The sequence below is a fragment of the Sulfurimonas sp. SWIR-19 genome (assembly GCF_020410885.1).
GTDB lineage: Bacteria > Campylobacterota > Campylobacteria > Campylobacterales > Sulfurimonadaceae > Sulfurimonas > Sulfurimonas sediminis.
In genome coordinates this window covers 216,585-234,928 of sequence record NZ_CP084578.1, presented here as the reverse complement: position 1 = coordinate 234,928, position 18,344 = coordinate 216,585, and the positions used below count along the sequence as shown (strand labels likewise).

Sequence of the window (18,344 nt, the reverse complement as noted above, 5' to 3'; positions counted from 1 at the left end):
GCCAAACTAATCCCAAAGTACACTTACACCATACTCTTCATTCAAAATTATGTTTTTTGTATAGTAAATCTTTTTGCCGTATTTTTTACTCAGCAGTTCCACTTCAAGTTCACCCTCACTCAAAAGTTCCCTGACCTCCTTGTAACCCAGCCATTTGCCGTATTTTGCCAAAGAGTTCTGCCAGATTCTGAAGCTGCATGTAGACGCCGATGTCACTTCAAACATCTCTCCGTCTTCTGTCTGCCAGTGGGCGTTTGAACAGGCATAGAGTTTTACCTTTTTGCCTCGGACCTCTTTGTCACGAACCTCAATCTCTCCGTCATCACAATATGGACATTTTCCTAAAATCATCATCCCACTCCTGATTTTTCTGCTATGATTATAAGATATTTACAAAACTGCCTTATAATTTATGGCAATTTGACATATTTAAAGGACAAAAAATGCAAAACAAATTTATGGATGCGATGAACTTTCGCCATGCGTGTAAAATTTTTGATGAAACAAAAAAAATAAGCGAGGAAGATATGCGTTTTATACTCGAGTGTGGACGCAAATCACCCTCCTCTTTCGGTATGGAAGCCTGGAAATTTCTAGTCATTACAAACGAAGCGCTAAAAGCCAAACTCAGACCGGCATGCTGGGATCAGGTGCAAGTCACTTCATGCTCTCATCTTGTCATTGTCCTTGCCGGCATAGAGAGTGTCAAACCAGAATCGGGCGAAGTTGAGAAAAGATTTGCAAGACGTGATATGCCGCAAGAATCACTTGACATGTATATGGATCTATATGCAAAACATTTACAAAAAACGCTCAGCAGTGATGAAAATATTTACTGCTGGACGGCAAGGCAGACCTACATTGCCGCGGCAAACATGATGACCGGTGCTGCATACATCGGCATAGATTCCTGCCCGATAGAGGGTTTTGAAAAGGAAAAAGTTGAAGATATTTTAGGACTTGAACCTAAAAAATTTCAACTCGCCATGGTGCTTCCTTTTGGCTACAGACTCAATCCGCAGCCCGAAAAAATCAGACTGCCGTTTGATGAAGTGGTAGAATTTATACTCTAAGCGTCGCTACTAATCTTTTTGGGTACAAAAACAGTTCAAGTGCTTCGGAGATAGACTTACAGACTATATCTGAAGCGAGCAGACTTTTTGTACTGCACCCCTCATCACCAAGCACACAAATCCCTATCTGCACTTTTTGCAACATTTTCATATCGTTGTTTCCGTTACCCACAGCCGCACACTCCTTTGCACGTAAGGCTGAAATATATGCCTCTTTTTCTGCAGTATGATTGTCACCCTCCAACACCTTTACATGTAACGCGTACTCTTTAAGCTCATCTTTTACACTGCCGAAGGTATCTGCGGTGATTACATGTAAGGTATATGTTTGTGCCAAAAGCGGCAGAAGTTTTTTTACCTCATCTTTCAAAATACCGTCTTTTGCGATAGTTCCGTTATAATCCAGGACAATATGTTTTATGTTCTTTTGCATTTTTTTCCTTGTTGTTTTATGTAACTTTTAAGCCTAAGGCCCGCACTGCAGAAAAAAATTTAGTTTTTTTCTAAGTCATGCTTTAGCATAGAAAGTACGGGTTCCGATAGTATCATTCAGTTAAGAAAATTAATGCTTTCTCGGAACCGGTACTTCAGTGCCGGCTGTTGCAATAATCTTGCCACTCTCAGCCCGGACTGAAGTCCGCGTTCCAAAAAAACTGCCAATTCTCGGAACCCGTACTTCAGTGCGGGCTTTGTGTCTTTAAAGACTAAAGTCAAAGTTACTTAACCTCTCTTTTAGCCAAAGGGGACTAGTATATGAAAATTTATTTAGGACATTATACATTATGAAAGATATAAAACTTACACAATACAGTCACGGGGCGGGTTGCGGCTGTAAAATTTCACCCAAACTGCTTGATACTATTTTAACAACTTCAAGAGAGACTGTTGCTTACCCCGATTTGCTTGTCGGCAATTCCTCAAAAGATGATGCGGCGGCCTTTGATTTGGGCAACGGGACTTCTGTTTTAAGCACGACCGATTTTTTTATGCCTATCGTTGATGATCCTTTTACCTTCGGACGCATAGCAGCCACCAATGCCATCAGTGATATTTATGCCATGGGCGGCAAACCGCTGATGGCAATTTCCATCTTCGGCTGGCCGATTGACAAACTTGATGCGGATGTGGCACGCGAAGTCATTGACGGCGGTCGCTCTGTTTGTGAAGAAGCGGGTATTCCGCTTGCCGGCGGACACAGTATAGATTCTCCCGAGCCTATATTTGGACTTGCGGTCACCGGTATAGCAAAAAATGAACATCTTAAACGTAACGATACTGCCGAAATTGATTGCGAACTCTACCTTACAAAACCGCTGGGTATAGGCATACTGACAACGGCACAAAAACAGGGAAAAATTGCCGAGGGTGACATAGATATTGCCGTAGAAGCCATGTGTACCCTGAACAAAATCGGCGCAGAAATTTCGGCATTAGAGGGCGTAACCGCGCTTACCGATGTGACAGGTTTCGGTCTGCTTGGGCACTTGAGCGAAATATGCGAGGGAAGCAATATCGGCGCCGTTATAGAGTTTGAAAAAGTACCGACACTCAAAAATGTCAAAAAGTATCTGGAGATGGGCTGTGTTCCGGGAGGCACACACAGAAACTTTGAGAGTTACGGAAATAAAATCTCTCCGATGACACAGGAACAGCAGGACATTTTATGTGACGCACAAACCTCCGGTGGACTGCTGTGTGTGGTAAGAAAAGATACCAAAGAAGCCTTTTTGGCACTTACAAAAAATGCGGGACTTGACTTAAAACCAATCGGCTTTACATGTAAAGTAGGCAAACATCTTGTAGAGGTAGTCTGACTTTGTCCGGTAATATTACAAATGTAACAGATGATTTTTTGTCTATTGTTCTCAATGAAACACCTCTGCTTGATGTCCGCGCCCCTGTTGAGTTTGAAAAAGGGAGGTTTATCAATGCCACAAACCTGCCTATACTTGATGATGAAGAACGCAGACTTGTCGGCATACGGTACAAAGAGGCCGGAAATGGCGCAGCCATAAAGCTGGCCGAGTCTCTTATTCAAAATGAGGGAAAAGAGAAAAGAGTCCGCCTCTGGCAGGACTACCTCAAGAAAAATCCCGAGGCAAAGCTTTACTGTTTCAGGGGAGGTCAACGCTCAGGGATTGCACAGGAGTGGCTCAAAGAGAGCAATATTGACATTACCAGGCTCAAAGGCGGATACAAGGCTTTTCGCAATTTTTTGATGCAACAGAGTGAACACATCAGTGCGGCAACACCCACCCTCATTTTGGGAGGCAGAACAGGCTCGGGAAAAACCATTCTTTTGAACAAACTGCAAAATGCCATTGATCTTGAAGGTGTTGCGCATCATCGGGGTTCTTCCTTTGGCAGTTTTGTCAATGCACAGCCTTCACAGATTGATTTTGAGAACAACCTTGCCTACAGACTCATACAGTTTCATCATAAAAATTTTACCCACCTTGTTTTGGAGCATGAAAGCCATAATATCGGCAGAACATTTATCCCAAAACCCGTATATGATAATTTTATGCAGGGAGAGCTTGTATTGTTACAGACTCCGATTGAGGTTCGCGCACTCATAACCTATGAAGAGTATGTCCTTGGCGCACTCAAAGAGTATGCATTACAATACGGAGAAGAAGGTTCGGACAAATGGGCACAGAATGTGCAATCAGGACTCAAAAGAATCCAAAAACGTCTGGGTGACCAGCTTTATAGACAACTTGCACAACTCTTTGACAAAGCCTATTCCCAAGATACCCAGGCAGAGGCAAAAACATTCTATTTGGAGTGGATTGCCCTGCTTTTGGAAAAATATTATGACCCGATGTATGACTACCAAATCAAAAAAAGTCCCTTGCCTGTTGTTTTTGAGGGAAATGCCGTTGATGTGTTGCACTTTTTACAACATCAGTCATGAAAATATGATACAATTTCCTCATGCAAAACAATTCAACACAATTAGAACTTTTGGACAATACAAACAAAACTTTTGAAGAAGAGTTTTTCCGATATGCCAAACCTTTTGAGTATGAAAAAGGGTCCTCCCCTTTTTATCCCGATGATCTGCTCAAATATTTCTATATAGTCGTTAACGGCAGGGTCAAGACATATCAAATTAACTTTCAGACTAACAAAGAACAGACCCTCTTCATCTATAAGCGCGGAGATATGTTTGATGTCATTTCCCTGCTTGACGGCAAACCTCATGAGGTTATCTATGAGGTTATCGAAGACGCAAATATTTTACGTCTTCCCATTGAAAGAGTCCGCTACTGGCTTGAGCATGATGCCACTTTTAACAAAAAATTCTTTCCCTATCTCGCTGCACATATGCGATACACAGAAGAACTGGCAACCGAACTTGCCCTGTATGATACAAAAGAGCGCTTTTTGAACCTCTTGGTACAGAATTTAAACCCAAATCACAGATTTCGCTACCAACTCCTGCAAAATCTCTCCAACAGCGAAATAGCAAAACTGCTCGGAACGGTCCGACATGTGATAGAGAGAAGCATCAAACAGCTCAAAGCCGACGACATTATAGAAACCAGCAGACGCAACATAAAAGTAAAGAATCTTCAAAAACTTTTGGACAAAACCTCCCAAATGCTACTTAAGTAGCAAAATACTTTTTAAAAACAGACTATCATTTCTTCAATTAAAACTGAAGGAGTGAACAATGTTAGTAACAAGACATAGAAATCCGATAAATACTGCAAGAAGATTTGATTTGATAAATGAATTTTTTAATGCATTGGAAACACAAAACAGCGAAGAGCCAAGAGAGGTTTTTGACTTTATTCCCGCTGTAAATACCAGAGAGGGAGACGATGCCTATTACATTGAGCTTGACCTGCCTGGTATAAAAAAAGAAGATGTGGAAATCAGTGTGGATAAAAACATCTTGACAATCAAAGGCAAAAGAGAAGTCAAAAAAGAAGAAGAAAAAGAGGACTACTACAGAATAGAGAGTGCCTACGGTACTTTTTCAAGAAGTTTTACGCTCCCTGAAAAAGTAGACAATGAAAATATCCGTGCTACAGGTGAAAACGGCGTGGTAGAAATCACTATACCAAAATTAAAAGTTGAAAAAGACACAACGAAAAAAATTGAAATCGAGTAAGGAGGATTATCATGGATATCGTACAAACATCAAAAGAGTTAGTGGAAAAAGCGGAAGAGAAAGTTGAAAAAGGTTTGGAAGTTGTCAAAGATACATTTCACAATGTAGCATCGCACCTTCCTCTGGCAAACCTTGCAAAACATCACAATGACACCTTCACAATCGAAGTTGATTTACCAGGTGTTAAAAAAGAAGATATAGAATTAAAAGTCGAAGATGACTATCTGACTGTGACAGCGGTCAGAAAATTTAAAAATGAGGTCAAAGAGGATGATTACTATCTTTGCGAATCAAATTTTGGCGTCATCTCAAGAAGTTTTATCCTGCCTGACAATATAGACAGAGATAAAATTCAGGCAAAATTTGAAGACGGAAGACTCTATCTGACTCTTGAAAAACTCGAATCCAAAAAGACAAAAAACATCAGCATCCAATAACAAGGGGTGCTGACACAAGGAGTTAGCTATGAAAAAACTAGTAAGCAGTCTGTTGCTTTCATCTTTACTGGCCGGATCTGCATTCGCGAGTATGGATGCGATGAATCCCTATGATGCTGATTTTGCAAGAATGAACCAATATTTCAACTCTTTGATAGAGTCCCACTTGAGCAGTTCGGCATTAAATAATTTCAGTTATCCAAGAACGGACATTCAGGATGCAAAAGACAAAATAGTCTTAAAATTTGATCTGGCGGGAGTTGACAAAAAAAATATTAAACTTTCTATTGATGAGAATAAGATTCTGACTCTAAAAGGTGAAAAAAAAGAGTCCAAAGAAGAGAAATCAAAAGATTTTGTCAAAAAAGAGATTTTTTACGGTGAGTTTCAAAAATCTATTCAATTGCCTGAAAATATTGACGAAAGCAAACTCGCAACAAAATTTGAAAACGGTATTTTAACCGTCACTATTCCTAAAACAGAAGTTAAAAAACCAAAAGCAAGACTTATCCCTATAAAATAATCAATTTTTTCTGCTAGAATTCTTTTATGAATTCATACGCAGAAAAATTTACAAACGCTATAGAAAACAGTTTTTTTAATAAACTCCCCAAACATGAACAGGAGTTTATCAGAGAGAAATCCTTTGAGTATAAATTTTCCTATCAGGAAATCAAACAGATAATCAATTTCGCGCGAGATTTGGGGATGTGGGATGAAAAAAGAATCACTGCAATATTTCCCGAACATCCCCAAAGAAAAGTTGTTTTCTCCAGGCTTAAAAAAGCCTATGAAAACATACGCAACAAACCAAATTCCTATAAAAACTTTACTCTCAAGAATATCCCCCAAGAACAAAAATATACCTTTAAAACAGTACCAAAAGAGGGTTTTGGACTTGGTTTGTGTCCGGTAGCAAGCGAAAAGACACGCTGCTGTAATCTTTTAACACTTGATGCGGTGGAGAGCTGCGGTTTTGACTGTTCTTATTGTTCTATTCAAAGCTTTTACAACCAAAATACCATTACCTTTGACAGCAGTTTTGCGGACAAACTCTTAAATCTGCAACTTGATCCAAACAAAACCTACCATATCGGAACCGGTCAGGCATCAGATTCGCTTATGTTTGGCAACCGTGAGGGTGTTTTGGATGCTCTTTTTGCCTTTGCAAGAAAAAATCCCAATGTCATTTTAGAATTTAAAACAAAATCGGACAATATAAAATATCTGCTTGAAAATGAAGTGCCCAAAAACATACTCTGCACCTGGAGTCTCAATACCCAGACCATTATAGACAACGAAGAGCATCTAACCGCTTCACTTGCAAAACGTATAGCAGCCGCTCGAAAAATGGCGGACAAAGGGGTTAAAGTCGGCTTCCATTTTCATCCTATTGTCGAATATGAAGGGTATCTTGACGAATATCAAGAAGTATATGAAGAACTTATACTAAAATTCTCTCCACAAGAGGTCGCCCTTGTCAGTTTCGGGACGCTTACCTTTATAAAGCCGGTCATAAAACAGTTGCGTGAGCGTGAATTCAGAAGTAAGATTACGCAAATCCCGCATGAAGATGCAAGCGGAAAGACATCGTATCCTGATGCGACAAAAGTTGAAATGTTCAAGCATGCCTATGAAAGTTTTGCACCATGGCACCCCAAGGGCACTTCCTGCGGGGCGACAAAAGAGAGGGTCTTTTTTTATCTCTGTATGGAAGAGCATCACATGTGGGCTAAAACATTTGGGTATCAATACTCTACAAACAATGACTTTGAACGCGCTATGCTTGGAGCATACTGCAAAAAACTTGGTCAGGAATTTTACTTATAGGACGGTAGCATTATGCAGACAAAAGAAAACTATTTTTTATCACAACCGCATCAACCCTTTTTTCTTCTTGGAATACTCAATGCAATCATTATGATGCTCATTTTTGCATTACAGTACAAAGGCATACTCTCCTTACATGTAACGCTCTTGCTCTTTCACAGCTATTCTTTGATATTTTTGGTTTTTACAAACTTTTTCACAGGGTTTTTATTTACAACTTTTCCGCGTTTTAACCAGACACAGGTGATAGCAAAAAAATACTATGCCAATATTTTCTATGCAAACACATTTGCATCACTGCTTTTTCTTGTCGGTATTTTCAGCTCTGAAATCCTTTTACTCGGCGCGATGATTATCAGTCTGACAGCGCAGATTTTTATAGTATTGAAACTAAAAAACATTTATGAAACAGGATTGGCGGCGGACAAGTCAGACTCATTTTGGATACTCAATGCAAACTACTTTGGACTCTTTGGTAATTTTCTTTTTATACTCTCTTTATTCATACCGGAAATTTTACCGGTTGCCATCACTTTCTCTTTTTACATGTACCTGATTTTTCTTGCTTTTAGTGTAGGACAGAGAATGATTCCTTTTTTCTCCCACTCTTTTGCAAGCAAAAATGAAAATTTTGTCAAAATTGTTTTTGTTTTGTTTGTTTTAAAGAGTATCTTTGCTTCTGCAGATATCAAAAGTGTACAAATCATTGTAGATCTGCTGCTCGCAGTGTATATGTTTTTTGAGTTTAAACGCTGGGAGCTTCACCCTTTGCAATCCCCTCCTATTCTATGGGTCCTGCACCTTGCACTCTTTTGGCTGCCGGTATCGTTTTTTCTCTCAGCCCTCAGTCTGGGTGCTGAAATATTTTTAGACACCTCTTTTTTCTTTTTAAATGTGCACCTGTTGTCCATAGGTTTTTTAACAACACTGCTTATAGGTTTTGGAACACGTGTGACACTCGGTCATTCGGGACAACCGCCACAGGCAGACAAACTGGCAACTAAAATATTTCTGTCAATTCAGTTGGTTGTGCTGCTCCGTGCTTTATACAGCATGAACATAGCTTTCGGATGGGGGCTTGGGTTTTTATTTGACATCTCTTTTACTGCCTGGCTCTTGCTCTTTTTGATTTGGGGAGGGAGATATTTTCAAGTATTGGTTTTTGGAAAAAAATTGTAGCATTGCTTTAAAAAAAGAGATTTTTCAGAACCGGTACTGCAATACAAATGCAATAAAGTTCAGTAGCTTTTTTGGAACCCGTACTTCAGTGCGGGCTTGCGTCTTTCAAGCCTAACGCCTAGGTTAAAACCTAGGTTCCGAAAATACGTAACTTTTACTGCATTTTGATTATAAAAGTATTGTCAGCCTCTTCAACTTTAAACTTGTGTTTGCCGCAGAATTCATCATTCATATGGTTGACCATCTCCAATGACTTCATCAACGCCTCGTCTTTTGATTCCACTTCCGTACTGCTTTGAAGATTGCTTCTTTTAAAACAGCCACATTCTCTATCTACTATTATTTTAAACATATTATATCCTTGTTAAGTTTTTATGCAATAATATCACGGTTAACTTGTTCTACTCTTATTCATAAATACTATGAGAATTTTACATTTTCATCTAAGTTATGCATACTCTCAAATTTTTTCTGTATTCTGAGTTTTAACTTTTAAGACACACAGCCCGCACTGAAGTACGGGTTCCGGTAAAAGGAAGTAACTTAGGAACCGGTCCTTCAGTGCCGGCGGGTGTCAGCACTGCATTTGTTGATTTCTCATGCTGGATTATGTAAACAAGAGGGAAGAATTAATGCTATAATGTCACCATATTAATACAACGGAATTACCATGAAAAAAGAGATCAGCCCTTACCTTGAACTGGGCAAAATAAATACCCTGCGTGTCGACAGAGACACAACACCCGGCCTGTACCTTATGGCCGAAGACGGCAATGATGTCCTTCTTCCCGGGCAATATGTCACAGATGATATGTGCGAAAATACACTTGTAGATGTTTTTTTATATACAGATTCAGAAGACAGACTGGTAGCCACTACCGACAGACCTCTTGCAATGCTGGATGATTTTGCACTCCTGGAAGTTGTGGATGTGGCTCCTTTCGGTGCTTTTATGGACTGGGGACTGCCAAAAGATTTGCTTGTTCCTAAAATGTTTCAAAAAACACCTTTTGAAATCGGCGAAAAAAGATTTATTCGTATCATATATGACGAACGGACACACAGACTCGTCGGCACAGAAAAACTCGGTGATTTTTTTGATCGCAGAGTCAAAGACCTTGCACAGAACAAAGAGGCTGAGATTTTAGTAATTTCTAAAACACCGCTAGGTTTTAAATGCATTGTTAACGGCAAGTATGAAGGACTCATTTATCATAATGAAATATTTGAAGAAATTAAACTCGGGGACAAGAAAACTGCTTACGTAAAAACAGTACGAAAAGACGGAAATATCGACCTTACACTCAGACGTCCCGGCAGTAAAAAAGACGGAAACTCTGCGCAGAAAGTTTTTGATATTTTGCAACACAATAAAGGCATTATGCCCTACAATTACAAAAGTGATGCAGGACTGATAAAAGATGTATTTGGTCTGAGTAAAAAAGAGTTCAAGCGTTCTTTGACAGCACTTCAAAATGACGGCAAAATAGAGGTCAAAGATACCGGTATTTACAGCAAGGCAAAGTAATGGCAAAAAAGAAAAGAACTTATGATTTCAGTAAAGAAAATATACAATACATACAGGACAATATACAATACAGAGTTTTGCGTTTTAATCAGGAATATATGACAGTTGATGTTGTAAAATTCGAAAAGAATGAAAAAACAAATATTGAAATGCCTTTTGCACATTTGCCCAAAGCAGTAAAAAAGATAATAAAGCCCAACTAGTCATGGGCTCTATGGGGGTATATCCATAATGAATCATGTTAAAGATATACAAGGAGAATCGCAAGTAAGATTATATATTTAAATTGTTACAATAGTGTTAACAAAACTTGAAAAAGGAGTAAAAATGAAAAAATGTAATACACTGCAGGAAGTCAGAGACGAAGTAGATAAAATTGACACACAGCTTGTTGAGCTGATTTCTGAACGAAGCCATTTGATTCGTCAGGCAGCCGGTTTTAAAGAGAGTGTGGCAGAAGTCAAGGCACAGGAACGAATTGATGATATTATGCAGAAAGTAAGAAAAAAGGCGATTGAACTCAATGTCAATCCGAATATGATCTCTGAACTCTTTAAGATAATGATTGATGAAATGGTTGAAACGGAAATAAGTGAGTTAAGAAACGCCGGGAATTTTTAAAATTTAAAAGAGGCCGAGACCTCTTTTGCCTATTTGTATCGGTAGGTGATACGCCCTTTGTCCAAAGAGTATGGTGTCAACTCAAGTTTCACTTTGTCTCCTGGAAGTATTTTAATATAGTGCATACGCATTTTACCTGCAATATGACACAGTATAACATGTCCGTTTTCTAATTCAACACGAAAAGTTGCGTTCGGCAAAGCCTCTATAATCTTGCCGTCAACTTCAATAACATCTGCTTTAGCCATTTTAGTCCTTTATAAAGAAATTTCTTACTTTAACTCTCACGCAAGAGATAAAATTTCAGCTTTACCGTCAACAACTGCGACAGTGTGCTCATAGTGAGAACCGCGTAAACCGTCGGTACTGACAACATCCCACCCGTTATCCAGAATAACAGGTTTTGACTCTTTTTGACATATCATAGGTTCCAAACAAAAAACCATTCCGTTTTTTATTTTCGGTCCGGATTTTGCATTTCCGCCCGCCAAATAATTGGGGATTTCAGGTTCTTCATGAGGTTTTCTTCCTATTCCGTGTCCACAAAAATTACGTAAAGGAATAAAACCGCGCTCTTGTATAAACTGTTCCATCAGATAAGAGAGTTCTTTAAAACGCATTCCTTCTTTGATATTTTCAATAGCATAATACAAAGTATCTTTTGCACAGGCTATTAAATCTTCATCTTCTTTTGTGATCTCTCCGACACCCATACTGATAGCAGCATCACCAAACCAGCCATCAAGTTCTGTTCCGATGTCATACCCTATAACATCTCCTTCCTGGAGTTTATAGTCACTTGGAATGCCATGAATAATAACTTCATTGAGTGATGTACATACTGCATTTGGGAAGCCGTACAATCCTTTAAAAGAGGGCTTGGCACCCTGGGAGCGAATATAATCCTCTGCCATGGCATCCATCTCTTTTAAACTCATACCGACTTTGGTATTTTTACGAAGAAGGTCTAATGTAGCGCCAACAATTTTGTTGGCAGCTCGAAGTTTTTCAATTTCCTGAGGTTTTCTAAGCGCAATAGCCATTGCTACAGACCAACTGCACTAAGGGTTTCATATTTACTCATATATATCTGAGCTTCTATTTTTCTCATTGTATCAAGCGCAACCTGAACAACGATCAACACGGCTGTACCACCAAAGAAGAACGGTACACCCATCCCTTTAATAATCATAAAAGGCAGTGTCGCAACCAACCCAAGATAAAGTGCTCCGGTAAATGTCAATCTGCTTGCAGTTTCATTCAAAAACTCTCTCGTAGCATCACCGGTACGAATACCGGGAATAAATCCACCTTGACGTTTTAAATTATCTGCAATGTCTTTTGCGTTAAATGTGATTGAAGCATAAAAGAATGCAAAAAACACAACAAACACAAAAGTCAAAAAGTTAAAAAAGTAACTGTTTGGATTCAGATAATCCGCTATAGCCTGAATAGCCGGATTTGTACTGCTTGAGAGTACGGTCATCGGAAACATTAAAATTGCCGAGGCAAAGATAACCGGAATAACACCCGCCAGATTCACTTTAATAGGAATATAGTTCATCACACGTTTGTTTTGGTTTTGCATCATCGTCTTTTTCGCATAGGTTATAGGCACACGACGCTCACCAAGTTCAACATAAATGATAATTCCTACTGTTGTCAGAATCAAAGCAAGAATTGCTATGACTGTAATAAAGCTCATTGCACCGGTATTTACCATTTCGATTGTTTGACCAATTGCTCTTGGAATCGCTGAAACAATTCCTGCAAAGATAATCAAAGATATACCGTTACCGATACCGCTTTGTGTAATCTGCTCACCAATCCACATCAATAGCATTGTACCTGCAAGCATAGAAACCGCAGAAAGCATGATAAATGTAGTATGATCAGCAAGAATTGCAGAATTGCCCGTAGGTCCAGTTAAGCTTTGTAGTCCCACGCTTACACCGACAGCCTGAATTAATGTTATTACGATAGTCGCATAACGAATAATCTGCATATATTTCACCATACCGTCACGCTCTTTTTTCATTTGACCAAGTGTTGGAAATGTTGCAGCTAAAAGCTCCATAATAATTGAGGCGGTGATATAAGGCATAATGCCGAGTGAAATAATAGAGAGTCTCTGTACAGCATTTCCGCTGAACATGTTAAACAATCCCAATGCGTCTGATTGATGTGAGTCGAAGAAAGAAGCAATAACAGCTGTATCTACGCCGGGAACCGGCACATAGGCCAGTAGGCGGTAGATAAATAAAAAACCGATAGTAATAAGTATCTTATTTACTAGATTTTTATTCACAACTAATTACCTGTTGTTGTAACGTTTTCGTCTTTAATTTTCGATGCCAAATCTTTTGCTTTGGCACCTACTAGTTTAATTTTAGTCACTGAAGAAGCAACCTTGTGAACTGAACGGATTGTCTCCATTGTAATTTCACCAAGTTCTGCTACAGCTTTGATTTTTTCAACGTTTATCACATACGGTTTGATCACTTTCGAGTGAAAACCGATTTTTGGCAAACGTTTTGCAAGTGGCTGTTGTCCACCTTCAAAATTTCTTTTTCTTTTGTAACCTGAACGAGATTTCTGACCTTTTTGACCACGAGCGGCAGTCTTACCAGTACCAGAACCTTGACCACGTCCAACACGCTTACGATTTGCTGTTGAACCCGGAGCAGGTTGTAAATTTTCAATACCCATTTTCCTATCCTTTTATACGAGAAAGTGCTTCAATTGTAGCACGTACCAGTGTGTTTGGATTGTTTGAACCGATTGACTTTGTAAGGATGTCTTTAATCCCTGCAAGTTCAAGAACAGGTCTCGCTGCTCCACCGGCAATAACACCGGTACCTTCTGATGCCGGCTTTAGCAAAACACGACTGGCATTGTACTTATGCTCAATGTCATGTGCTATTGTAGAACCTTTTATCTTAACAGTTGTTAAATTTTTAAAAGCATTGTCTACAGCTTTACGTATAGCATCAGGAACCTCTTTTGCTTTACCGACACCATAACCTACAGTACCGTTTTTGTCACCAACAACGATAAGTGCAGTAAAACGAAAACGTCTACCACCCTTAACAACTTTTGTTACACGACCAATATTTACTATTGATTCTTCAAAATCATCTCTATTGATTTCCATCTGTGCTCCTAGAACTTGATTTCGTTTGCACGAATTGCGTCACCAAATGCAGCAATTACGCCGTGATATTGGTAACCATTACGGTCAAATACAATCTCAGAGATGTTTGCTTCTTTGAGTTTGGCAGCAAATGCCTCACCAAGTGCAGCAGCACCTTCTTTATTAGCTTTGTGACCAGTAGCCTTTGAGTGTAGTGAACAAATTGTTGTTGCAGTTGCATCATCAATCGCCTGTACACTTAAGTAACGGTTTGATTTAAATACAGAAACACGAGGAAGTTCAGCACTACCAGATATTTTTGCACGGATACGACGTTTACGTTTTAAACGATTCGCAATTTTGCTTTTTAATACTTTAGCATTCATCTATCTTCCTCCCTTATTTCTTAGCAGTTTTACCGGCTTTACGCACGATATGCTCATCTATGTATTTAACACCTTTACCTTTGTAAGGCTCTGGTGGACGGAATGATCTAATCTCTGCAGCTGCCTGACCCAACATTTGTTTGTCATGGCTTTTAAGAGTAATCACATTTTTTTCAACACTTGCTTCCAAACCTTCAGGTAACTCATAATTGATATCATGAGAAAAACCAAGTTGAAGATTTAAAACTTTTCCTTTAACAGCCGCTCTGTAACCAACACCGTTAATTTCAAGTTTTTTCTCATAACCGGTAATCAAACCTGTCACGATATTTTGAGCCAATGCTCTAAAAGTTCCCCAGAAAGCTCTATGCTCACGAGAGTCTGAAAGATTTTTAAAAGTTAAAACATTACCTTCAATTGTGAAAGTAACATATCCTTTTGTATCTAAATCAACACTGTTTTTGCCTTTGGCAAAAGTTATAACATTTCCATTTGCAGTAACAGTGATGTCACTAGGAAACTCTACAGGATTTTTTCCAATTCTTGACATGCTATACTCCTACCATACCGTACACATAACTTCACCACCAATGCCAAGTTCATACGCTTTGTCATTTGGTAGTACGCCATGTGATGTACTTACAATAATAGTTCCGTAACCGTTTTTGAAACGTTTGATATCTTCTTTACCTTTGTAGACACGTCTACCAGGCTTTGAAACTCTTTTCATTTCATTGATTACAGATTTTCCATCTTCACCGTACTTCAGTACAACTTTGATAGTTTTTTTCACACCGTCTTCGATTACATTATAAGACTCTATGTAACCTTTGTCTACTAAGATATTTGCTACTGCTTCTACACTTTTAGAGTGTACCAAAGTAGTAACCGGTAATCTTCTCATACCGGCATTACGAATACGCGTCAACGCATCTGATACTAAATCATTAATTGCCATTTATATTTTCCTTGTTTGTAGTTATTTCATTGACACAAAATAACTGCTGACTGCTAGCAGTTTCCAATCAGTAAATATTAACACAACGCACTAGTGCGTGAGCTTCCCGCTGAGGGAAACCTAGTGTTAACGCAGTCGAATGAATTACTTCATTCGGCGTTATATTACCAACTAGACTTTCTAACACCTGGTATTAAACCTTCATTTGCCATTTTTCTAAAACAGATACGACAAATTCCAAAATCTCTCAGTACAGAGTGTGGACGACCACAAATCTGACAACGTGTATAACCACGTACCTTAAACTTTGGAGTACGTTTTGCTTTAGCTATCATTGACTTCTTAGCCATTAGTTGCTCCCTTTACTAAAAGGCATTCCCATTTTCTCTAAAAGAGTAAATGCTGCCTTGTCTGAATCTGCAGATGTTACTATAGTAATATTCATACCGTGAATCTGCATGATTGAATCATAGCTGATTTCAGGGAAAATAAGTTGTTCCTGAAGACCGAAGTTATAGTTACCACGACCGTCAAAACCATTTCTCGGAACACCACGGAAATCTTTCACACGAGGAAGTGCGATAGAAACAAGGCGATCAAAGAAGTTATACATATTTTCACCACGAAGTGTTACACGAACACCTACAGGCATACCTTCACGTACTTTAAAACCTGCAACAGATTTCTTAGCAATTACAGTAGAAGCTTTTTGACCAGCTATAGTAGTGATAGTATCTTCAATGTTTTTAATGAGTTTGTTATCTTTCATAGCAAAACCCGCACCGACAGAGATAACGATTTTGTCAAATTCAGGAATCTGCATTACATTTTTAATATCTAAAGCTGCTTGAATTTCCGGCTTAAGCGCTAAATATTTTTCTTTTAAACGAGCCATCTATTATGCCTCCACTTTGCGTACGTTTGAAACATCGATTGGCATCTCTTTTTTGATATGCCCGCCTTTTGTATTCTCTTCAGTTGGTTTAACAGCTTTTTTCGCTATTTTACAACCCTCAACGATTACTTTGTTTTTCTTAGGAAATACCGCAAGTACAGCTGCTTTTGTACCTTTGTCATCGCCCGCGATAATTTCTACCATATCGCCTTTTTTAAACTTAAATTTTGCCATTACACAACCTCCGGAGCAAGAGATACAATTTTCATGAATCCTGCGTAACGTACTTCACGACCGATTGGTCCGAAAATACGAGTACCGATAGGTTCTCTCTTGTCATCAAGTATAACTGCCGCATTGTCATCAAAACGGATTAACGAACCGTTTTCACGTTGCACTTCTTTATGAGTTCTTACAACAACAGCTTTTACAACTTTACCTTTTTTAACTTTGGCAGTCGGAATCGCTTTTTTTACAGAAGCAACGATAACGTCACCCACTGATGCATAACGACGCTTGGAACCGCCAAGTACCTTAATACACATAATCTCTTTAGCACCTGTATTATCAGCTACATTTAAACGAGTAAAACCTTGTATCATACTACTACGCTCCTTTTACAACTGATTTAAGTCTAAAAGATTTAGTCTTAGAAAGCGGACGACACTCGATTGCAATAATCTCGTCTCCAACTTTAACTTCATTACGCTCATCGTGTACCAGGTACTTTTTGAAACGTTTTACAACTTTATGATAACGAGGATGCATTACACGACGCTCAACCAGTACAGTTACTGTTTTATCGCCTGCAATTTTAATTACGTTACCTTGAATTTCACGCTTATTAGCCATCGCCCGCCCCTACTTTGCTACTGCAGCAAGTGCAGTATTGATTCTAGCAATATCTTTTTTAGCAACACGAAGTTCGCTAGTATTTTGTAATTGCATCATTTTTTGTTTAATTTTTAAAGTAAACAGTTCTGTTTTTTTCTCTTTGAGCATCGCCTGAAGCTCTGCTGCATTTTTATCTGCTAAATCAGAATATTTCATTGTTCATCTCCGCAGTAACAATTTTACATTTGAATGGAAGTTTGTGCATAGCAAGAGTTAATGCTTCACGAGCAATCTCTTCAGGTACACCACCCATTTCAAAGATTATACGACCTGGTTTAATGTTCATTACCCACTGATCCACTGCACCCTTACCTTTACCCATACGAGTTTCAAGAGGTTTTGCAGTTAACGGCTTGGCAGGAAATACTCTAATCCAAATCTTACCTTGTCTTTTAATGTGACGTGTTGCAGAAATACGAGCCGATTCAATCTGACGAGAGTTGATACGACCGGCTTCTACCGCTTTGAATGCGATGTCACCAAAAGATAATTTATAACCGGAACGAGCGTAACCGCGGTTACGTCCTTTCATTACTTTACGATATTTTGTTCTTTTTGGCATTAACATGATTATTCAGCCTTTTCACTATTTTCACGTCTGGCTGGTTTTCTACCACGACGCTCTTTTTTCTCTTCTTTGGCTTCTGCAGGAATACCTTTAGTCAGTACTTCGCCTTTGAAGATCCATACTTTAACACCGATAATACCGTATGTAGTATGTGCCTCGGCAAAACCGTAATCAATTTTTGCACGAAGAGTATGAAGAGGCACACGACCTTCCAAATACCATTCAGTTCTTGCCATTTCAGCACCGCCCAAACGACCTGCAACTGCAACTTTGATACCTTTAGCACCAGAACGCTGCGCACCCTGCATAACTTTTTTCATAGCTCTACGGAATGCAACACGACGCTCTAATTGCGTAGCAACATTCTCAGCGACAAGTTGTGCCGAAGTCTGTGCTTTTTTCTCTTCTTTGATATTGATTGATATTGCTTTACCGACAAGTTTTTGTACAGCAGTTTTCAGCTTCTCTATATCCGCACCTTTTTTCCCGATGATAATACCAGGACGCGCTGCAACGATAGTTACACGAAGTCTTTTTACTGTTCTTTCAATGATGATGTTGGAAACACCAGCATAGTAAAGCTCTTTTTTCAAATATGTTCTTATCTTGTGATCTTCACCTAAAGCAGCAGGAGCTGTTTTAAAGTTAGGAAACCATCTTGATTCCCAGTTACGGTTGATTCCAAGACGTAAACCAATAGGATTAACTTTTTGACCCAT

The 18,344-nt window shown here is 39.0% G+C and carries 31 protein-coding genes; 12 read left to right on the top strand and 19 right to left on the bottom strand.

Features of this window, described 5'->3' with window-relative positions; genetic code table 11:
• Positions 1-6: 6 nt before the first annotated feature.
• Positions 7-354, bottom strand: coding sequence for a hypothetical protein (locus LCX93_RS01255; RefSeq protein WP_226067403.1), 348 nt, complete (start codon positions 352-354; stop codon positions 7-9).
• 89 nt (positions 355-443) lie between these two features.
• Here LCX93_RS01255 and LCX93_RS01250 point away from each other — a divergent pair, with 89 nt between their 5' ends.
• Entirely contained in the window at positions 444-1,073 is a 630-nt protein-coding gene (locus LCX93_RS01250) for an NAD(P)H-dependent oxidoreductase (RefSeq protein WP_226067401.1), read from the top strand.
• On the opposite strand, the gene LCX93_RS01245 is transcribed toward LCX93_RS01250, so the two are convergent.
• Positions 1,063-1,506: an HAD family hydrolase gene (locus LCX93_RS01245; RefSeq protein ID WP_226067399.1), complete on the bottom strand. Its 444-nt coding sequence runs from the start codon at positions 1,504-1,506 to the stop codon at positions 1,063-1,065. The two genes, LCX93_RS01250 and LCX93_RS01245, sit on opposite strands and share 11 nt — an antisense overlap.
• A 346-nt stretch (positions 1,507-1,852) precedes the next feature.
• Between LCX93_RS01245 and selD the strand changes: the two genes are divergently transcribed.
• The 8 genes from selD to LCX93_RS01205 are packed head-to-tail and all read left to right on the top strand — an operon-like array spanning position 1,853 to position 8,642.
• Positions 1,853-2,887: a selenide, water dikinase SelD gene (selD, locus tag LCX93_RS01240; protein WP_255613336.1), complete on the top strand. Its 1,035-nt coding sequence runs from the start codon at positions 1,853-1,855 to the stop codon at positions 2,885-2,887.
• 2 nt (positions 2,888-2,889) lie between these two features.
• On the top strand, positions 2,890-3,990 hold the full coding sequence (gene mnmH, locus LCX93_RS01235) for a tRNA 2-selenouridine(34) synthase MnmH (protein WP_226067396.1): 1,101 nt from the start codon (positions 2,890-2,892) through the stop codon (positions 3,988-3,990).
• A gap of 20 nt (positions 3,991-4,010) precedes the next feature.
• Positions 4,011-4,694 carry a Crp/Fnr family transcriptional regulator gene (locus tag LCX93_RS01230; protein WP_226067394.1) on the top strand — a complete coding sequence of 228 codons (684 nt, stop codon included), beginning with the start codon at positions 4,011-4,013 and terminating at the stop codon, positions 4,692-4,694.
• Between the two features lie 58 nt (positions 4,695-4,752).
• Positions 4,753-5,196: an Hsp20/alpha crystallin family protein gene (locus tag LCX93_RS01225; protein WP_226067385.1), complete on the top strand. Its 444-nt coding sequence runs from the start codon at positions 4,753-4,755 to the stop codon at positions 5,194-5,196.
• An 11-nt stretch (positions 5,197-5,207) separates the two neighbouring features.
• Positions 5,208-5,633 carry an Hsp20/alpha crystallin family protein gene (locus LCX93_RS01220; RefSeq protein ID WP_226067383.1) on the top strand — a complete coding sequence of 142 codons (426 nt, stop codon included), beginning with the start codon at positions 5,208-5,210 and terminating at the stop codon, positions 5,631-5,633.
• 28 nt (positions 5,634-5,661) lie between these two features.
• Entirely contained in the window at positions 5,662-6,156 is a 495-nt protein-coding gene (locus LCX93_RS01215) for an Hsp20/alpha crystallin family protein (protein ID WP_226067381.1), read from the top strand.
• A gap of 26 nt (positions 6,157-6,182) precedes the next feature.
• Positions 6,183-7,463: an SPL family radical SAM protein gene (locus LCX93_RS01210; protein ID WP_226067379.1), complete on the top strand. Its 1,281-nt coding sequence runs from the start codon at positions 6,183-6,185 to the stop codon at positions 7,461-7,463.
• Positions 7,464-7,475: 12 nt separating this feature from the next.
• The gene (locus tag LCX93_RS01205; RefSeq protein WP_226067377.1) at positions 7,476-8,642 is read left to right on the top strand and encodes an NnrS family protein; all 1,167 of its coding nucleotides are present in this window, start codon (positions 7,476-7,478) and stop codon (positions 8,640-8,642) included.
• A 154-nt stretch (positions 8,643-8,796) separates the two neighbouring features.
• Here LCX93_RS01205 and LCX93_RS01200 read toward each other — a convergent pair whose 3' ends face one another.
• Positions 8,797-8,994, bottom strand: a complete 198-nt coding sequence (locus LCX93_RS01200; protein ID WP_193151057.1) for a hypothetical protein — start codon at positions 8,992-8,994, stop codon at positions 8,797-8,799.
• 318 nt (positions 8,995-9,312) lie between these two features.
• On the opposite strand from LCX93_RS01200, the gene LCX93_RS01195 reads away from it, so the two are divergent.
• From LCX93_RS01195 to LCX93_RS01185, 3 genes are all read left to right on the top strand, one after another.
• Positions 9,313-10,170 carry a CvfB family protein gene (locus LCX93_RS01195; RefSeq protein ID WP_226067375.1) on the top strand — a complete coding sequence of 286 codons (858 nt, stop codon included), beginning with the start codon at positions 9,313-9,315 and terminating at the stop codon, positions 10,168-10,170.
• Entirely contained in the window at positions 10,170-10,373 is a 204-nt protein-coding gene (locus LCX93_RS01190; RefSeq protein WP_193151055.1) for a hypothetical protein, read from the top strand. The genes LCX93_RS01195 and LCX93_RS01190 overlap by 1 nt, the downstream gene beginning before the upstream one ends.
• Before the next feature lie 124 nt (positions 10,374-10,497).
• Positions 10,498-10,791, top strand: coding sequence for a chorismate mutase (locus tag LCX93_RS01185; protein WP_193151054.1), 294 nt, complete (start codon positions 10,498-10,500; stop codon positions 10,789-10,791).
• A 29-nt stretch (positions 10,792-10,820) separates the two neighbouring features.
• Here the strand turns inward: LCX93_RS01185 and infA are convergent, their stop codons facing one another.
• The 16 genes from infA to rpsC form a co-directional block, all read right to left on the bottom strand.
• Positions 10,821-11,039: a translation initiation factor IF-1 gene (gene infA, locus LCX93_RS01180; RefSeq protein WP_151901263.1), complete on the bottom strand. Its 219-nt coding sequence runs from the start codon at positions 11,037-11,039 to the stop codon at positions 10,821-10,823.
• A gap of 36 nt (positions 11,040-11,075) precedes the next feature.
• Positions 11,076-11,834, bottom strand: coding sequence for a type I methionyl aminopeptidase (map, locus tag LCX93_RS01175; RefSeq protein WP_226067373.1), 759 nt, complete (start codon positions 11,832-11,834; stop codon positions 11,076-11,078).
• 2 nt (positions 11,835-11,836) lie between these two features.
• A complete protein-coding gene (secY, locus tag LCX93_RS01170; RefSeq protein ID WP_226067371.1) occupies positions 11,837-13,099 on the bottom strand; it encodes a preprotein translocase subunit SecY in 1,263 nt (420 codons plus the stop codon).
• Between the two features lie 2 nt (positions 13,100-13,101).
• Complete coding sequence (gene rplO / locus LCX93_RS01165; protein WP_226067369.1) at positions 13,102-13,500, bottom strand: 50S ribosomal protein L15; 399 nt, start codon at positions 13,498-13,500, stop codon at positions 13,102-13,104.
• Between the two features lie 4 nt (positions 13,501-13,504).
• A complete protein-coding gene (gene rpsE, locus LCX93_RS01160; protein WP_151901259.1) occupies positions 13,505-13,945 on the bottom strand; it encodes a 30S ribosomal protein S5 in 441 nt (146 codons plus the stop codon).
• An 8-nt stretch (positions 13,946-13,953) separates the two neighbouring features.
• On the bottom strand, positions 13,954-14,310 hold the full coding sequence (rplR, locus tag LCX93_RS01155; protein ID WP_151901258.1) for a 50S ribosomal protein L18: 357 nt from the start codon (positions 14,308-14,310) through the stop codon (positions 13,954-13,956).
• A gap of 13 nt (positions 14,311-14,323) precedes the next feature.
• Positions 14,324-14,860, bottom strand: coding sequence for a 50S ribosomal protein L6 (gene rplF / locus LCX93_RS01150; protein ID WP_226067367.1), 537 nt, complete (start codon positions 14,858-14,860; stop codon positions 14,324-14,326).
• Between the two features lie 9 nt (positions 14,861-14,869).
• Entirely contained in the window at positions 14,870-15,268 is a 399-nt protein-coding gene (gene rpsH, locus LCX93_RS01145; protein WP_226067365.1) for a 30S ribosomal protein S8, read from the bottom strand.
• A gap of 164 nt (positions 15,269-15,432) precedes the next feature.
• Complete coding sequence (locus LCX93_RS01140; RefSeq protein ID WP_151901255.1) at positions 15,433-15,618, bottom strand: type Z 30S ribosomal protein S14; 186 nt, start codon at positions 15,616-15,618, stop codon at positions 15,433-15,435.
• Positions 15,618-16,163, bottom strand: a complete 546-nt coding sequence (gene rplE / locus LCX93_RS01135; RefSeq protein WP_151901254.1) for a 50S ribosomal protein L5 — start codon at positions 16,161-16,163, stop codon at positions 15,618-15,620. Before rplE ends, LCX93_RS01140 begins: the two co-directional genes overlap by 1 nt.
• Positions 16,164-16,166: 3 nt before the next feature.
• Positions 16,167-16,397 carry a 50S ribosomal protein L24 gene (gene rplX / locus LCX93_RS01130; protein WP_226067357.1) on the bottom strand — a complete coding sequence of 77 codons (231 nt, stop codon included), beginning with the start codon at positions 16,395-16,397 and terminating at the stop codon, positions 16,167-16,169.
• On the bottom strand, positions 16,397-16,765 hold the full coding sequence (rplN, locus tag LCX93_RS01125) for a 50S ribosomal protein L14 (protein ID WP_013326030.1): 369 nt from the start codon (positions 16,763-16,765) through the stop codon (positions 16,397-16,399). Before rplN ends, rplX begins: the two co-directional genes overlap by 1 nt.
• A 4-nt stretch (positions 16,766-16,769) precedes the next feature.
• The gene (rpsQ, locus tag LCX93_RS01120; protein WP_151901252.1) at positions 16,770-17,015 is read right to left on the bottom strand and encodes a 30S ribosomal protein S17; all 246 of its coding nucleotides are present in this window, start codon (positions 17,013-17,015) and stop codon (positions 16,770-16,772) included.
• Positions 17,016-17,024: 9 nt separating this feature from the next.
• On the bottom strand, positions 17,025-17,213 hold the full coding sequence (gene rpmC, locus LCX93_RS01115; protein ID WP_151901251.1) for a 50S ribosomal protein L29: 189 nt from the start codon (positions 17,211-17,213) through the stop codon (positions 17,025-17,027).
• A complete protein-coding gene (gene rplP, locus LCX93_RS01110) occupies positions 17,200-17,625 on the bottom strand; it encodes a 50S ribosomal protein L16 (RefSeq protein ID WP_013326027.1) in 426 nt (141 codons plus the stop codon). The genes rpmC and rplP overlap by 14 nt, the downstream gene beginning before the upstream one ends.
• Before the next feature lie 2 nt (positions 17,626-17,627).
• A complete protein-coding gene (gene rpsC / locus LCX93_RS01105) occupies positions 17,628-18,344 on the bottom strand; it encodes a 30S ribosomal protein S3 (RefSeq protein ID WP_193151047.1) in 717 nt (238 codons plus the stop codon).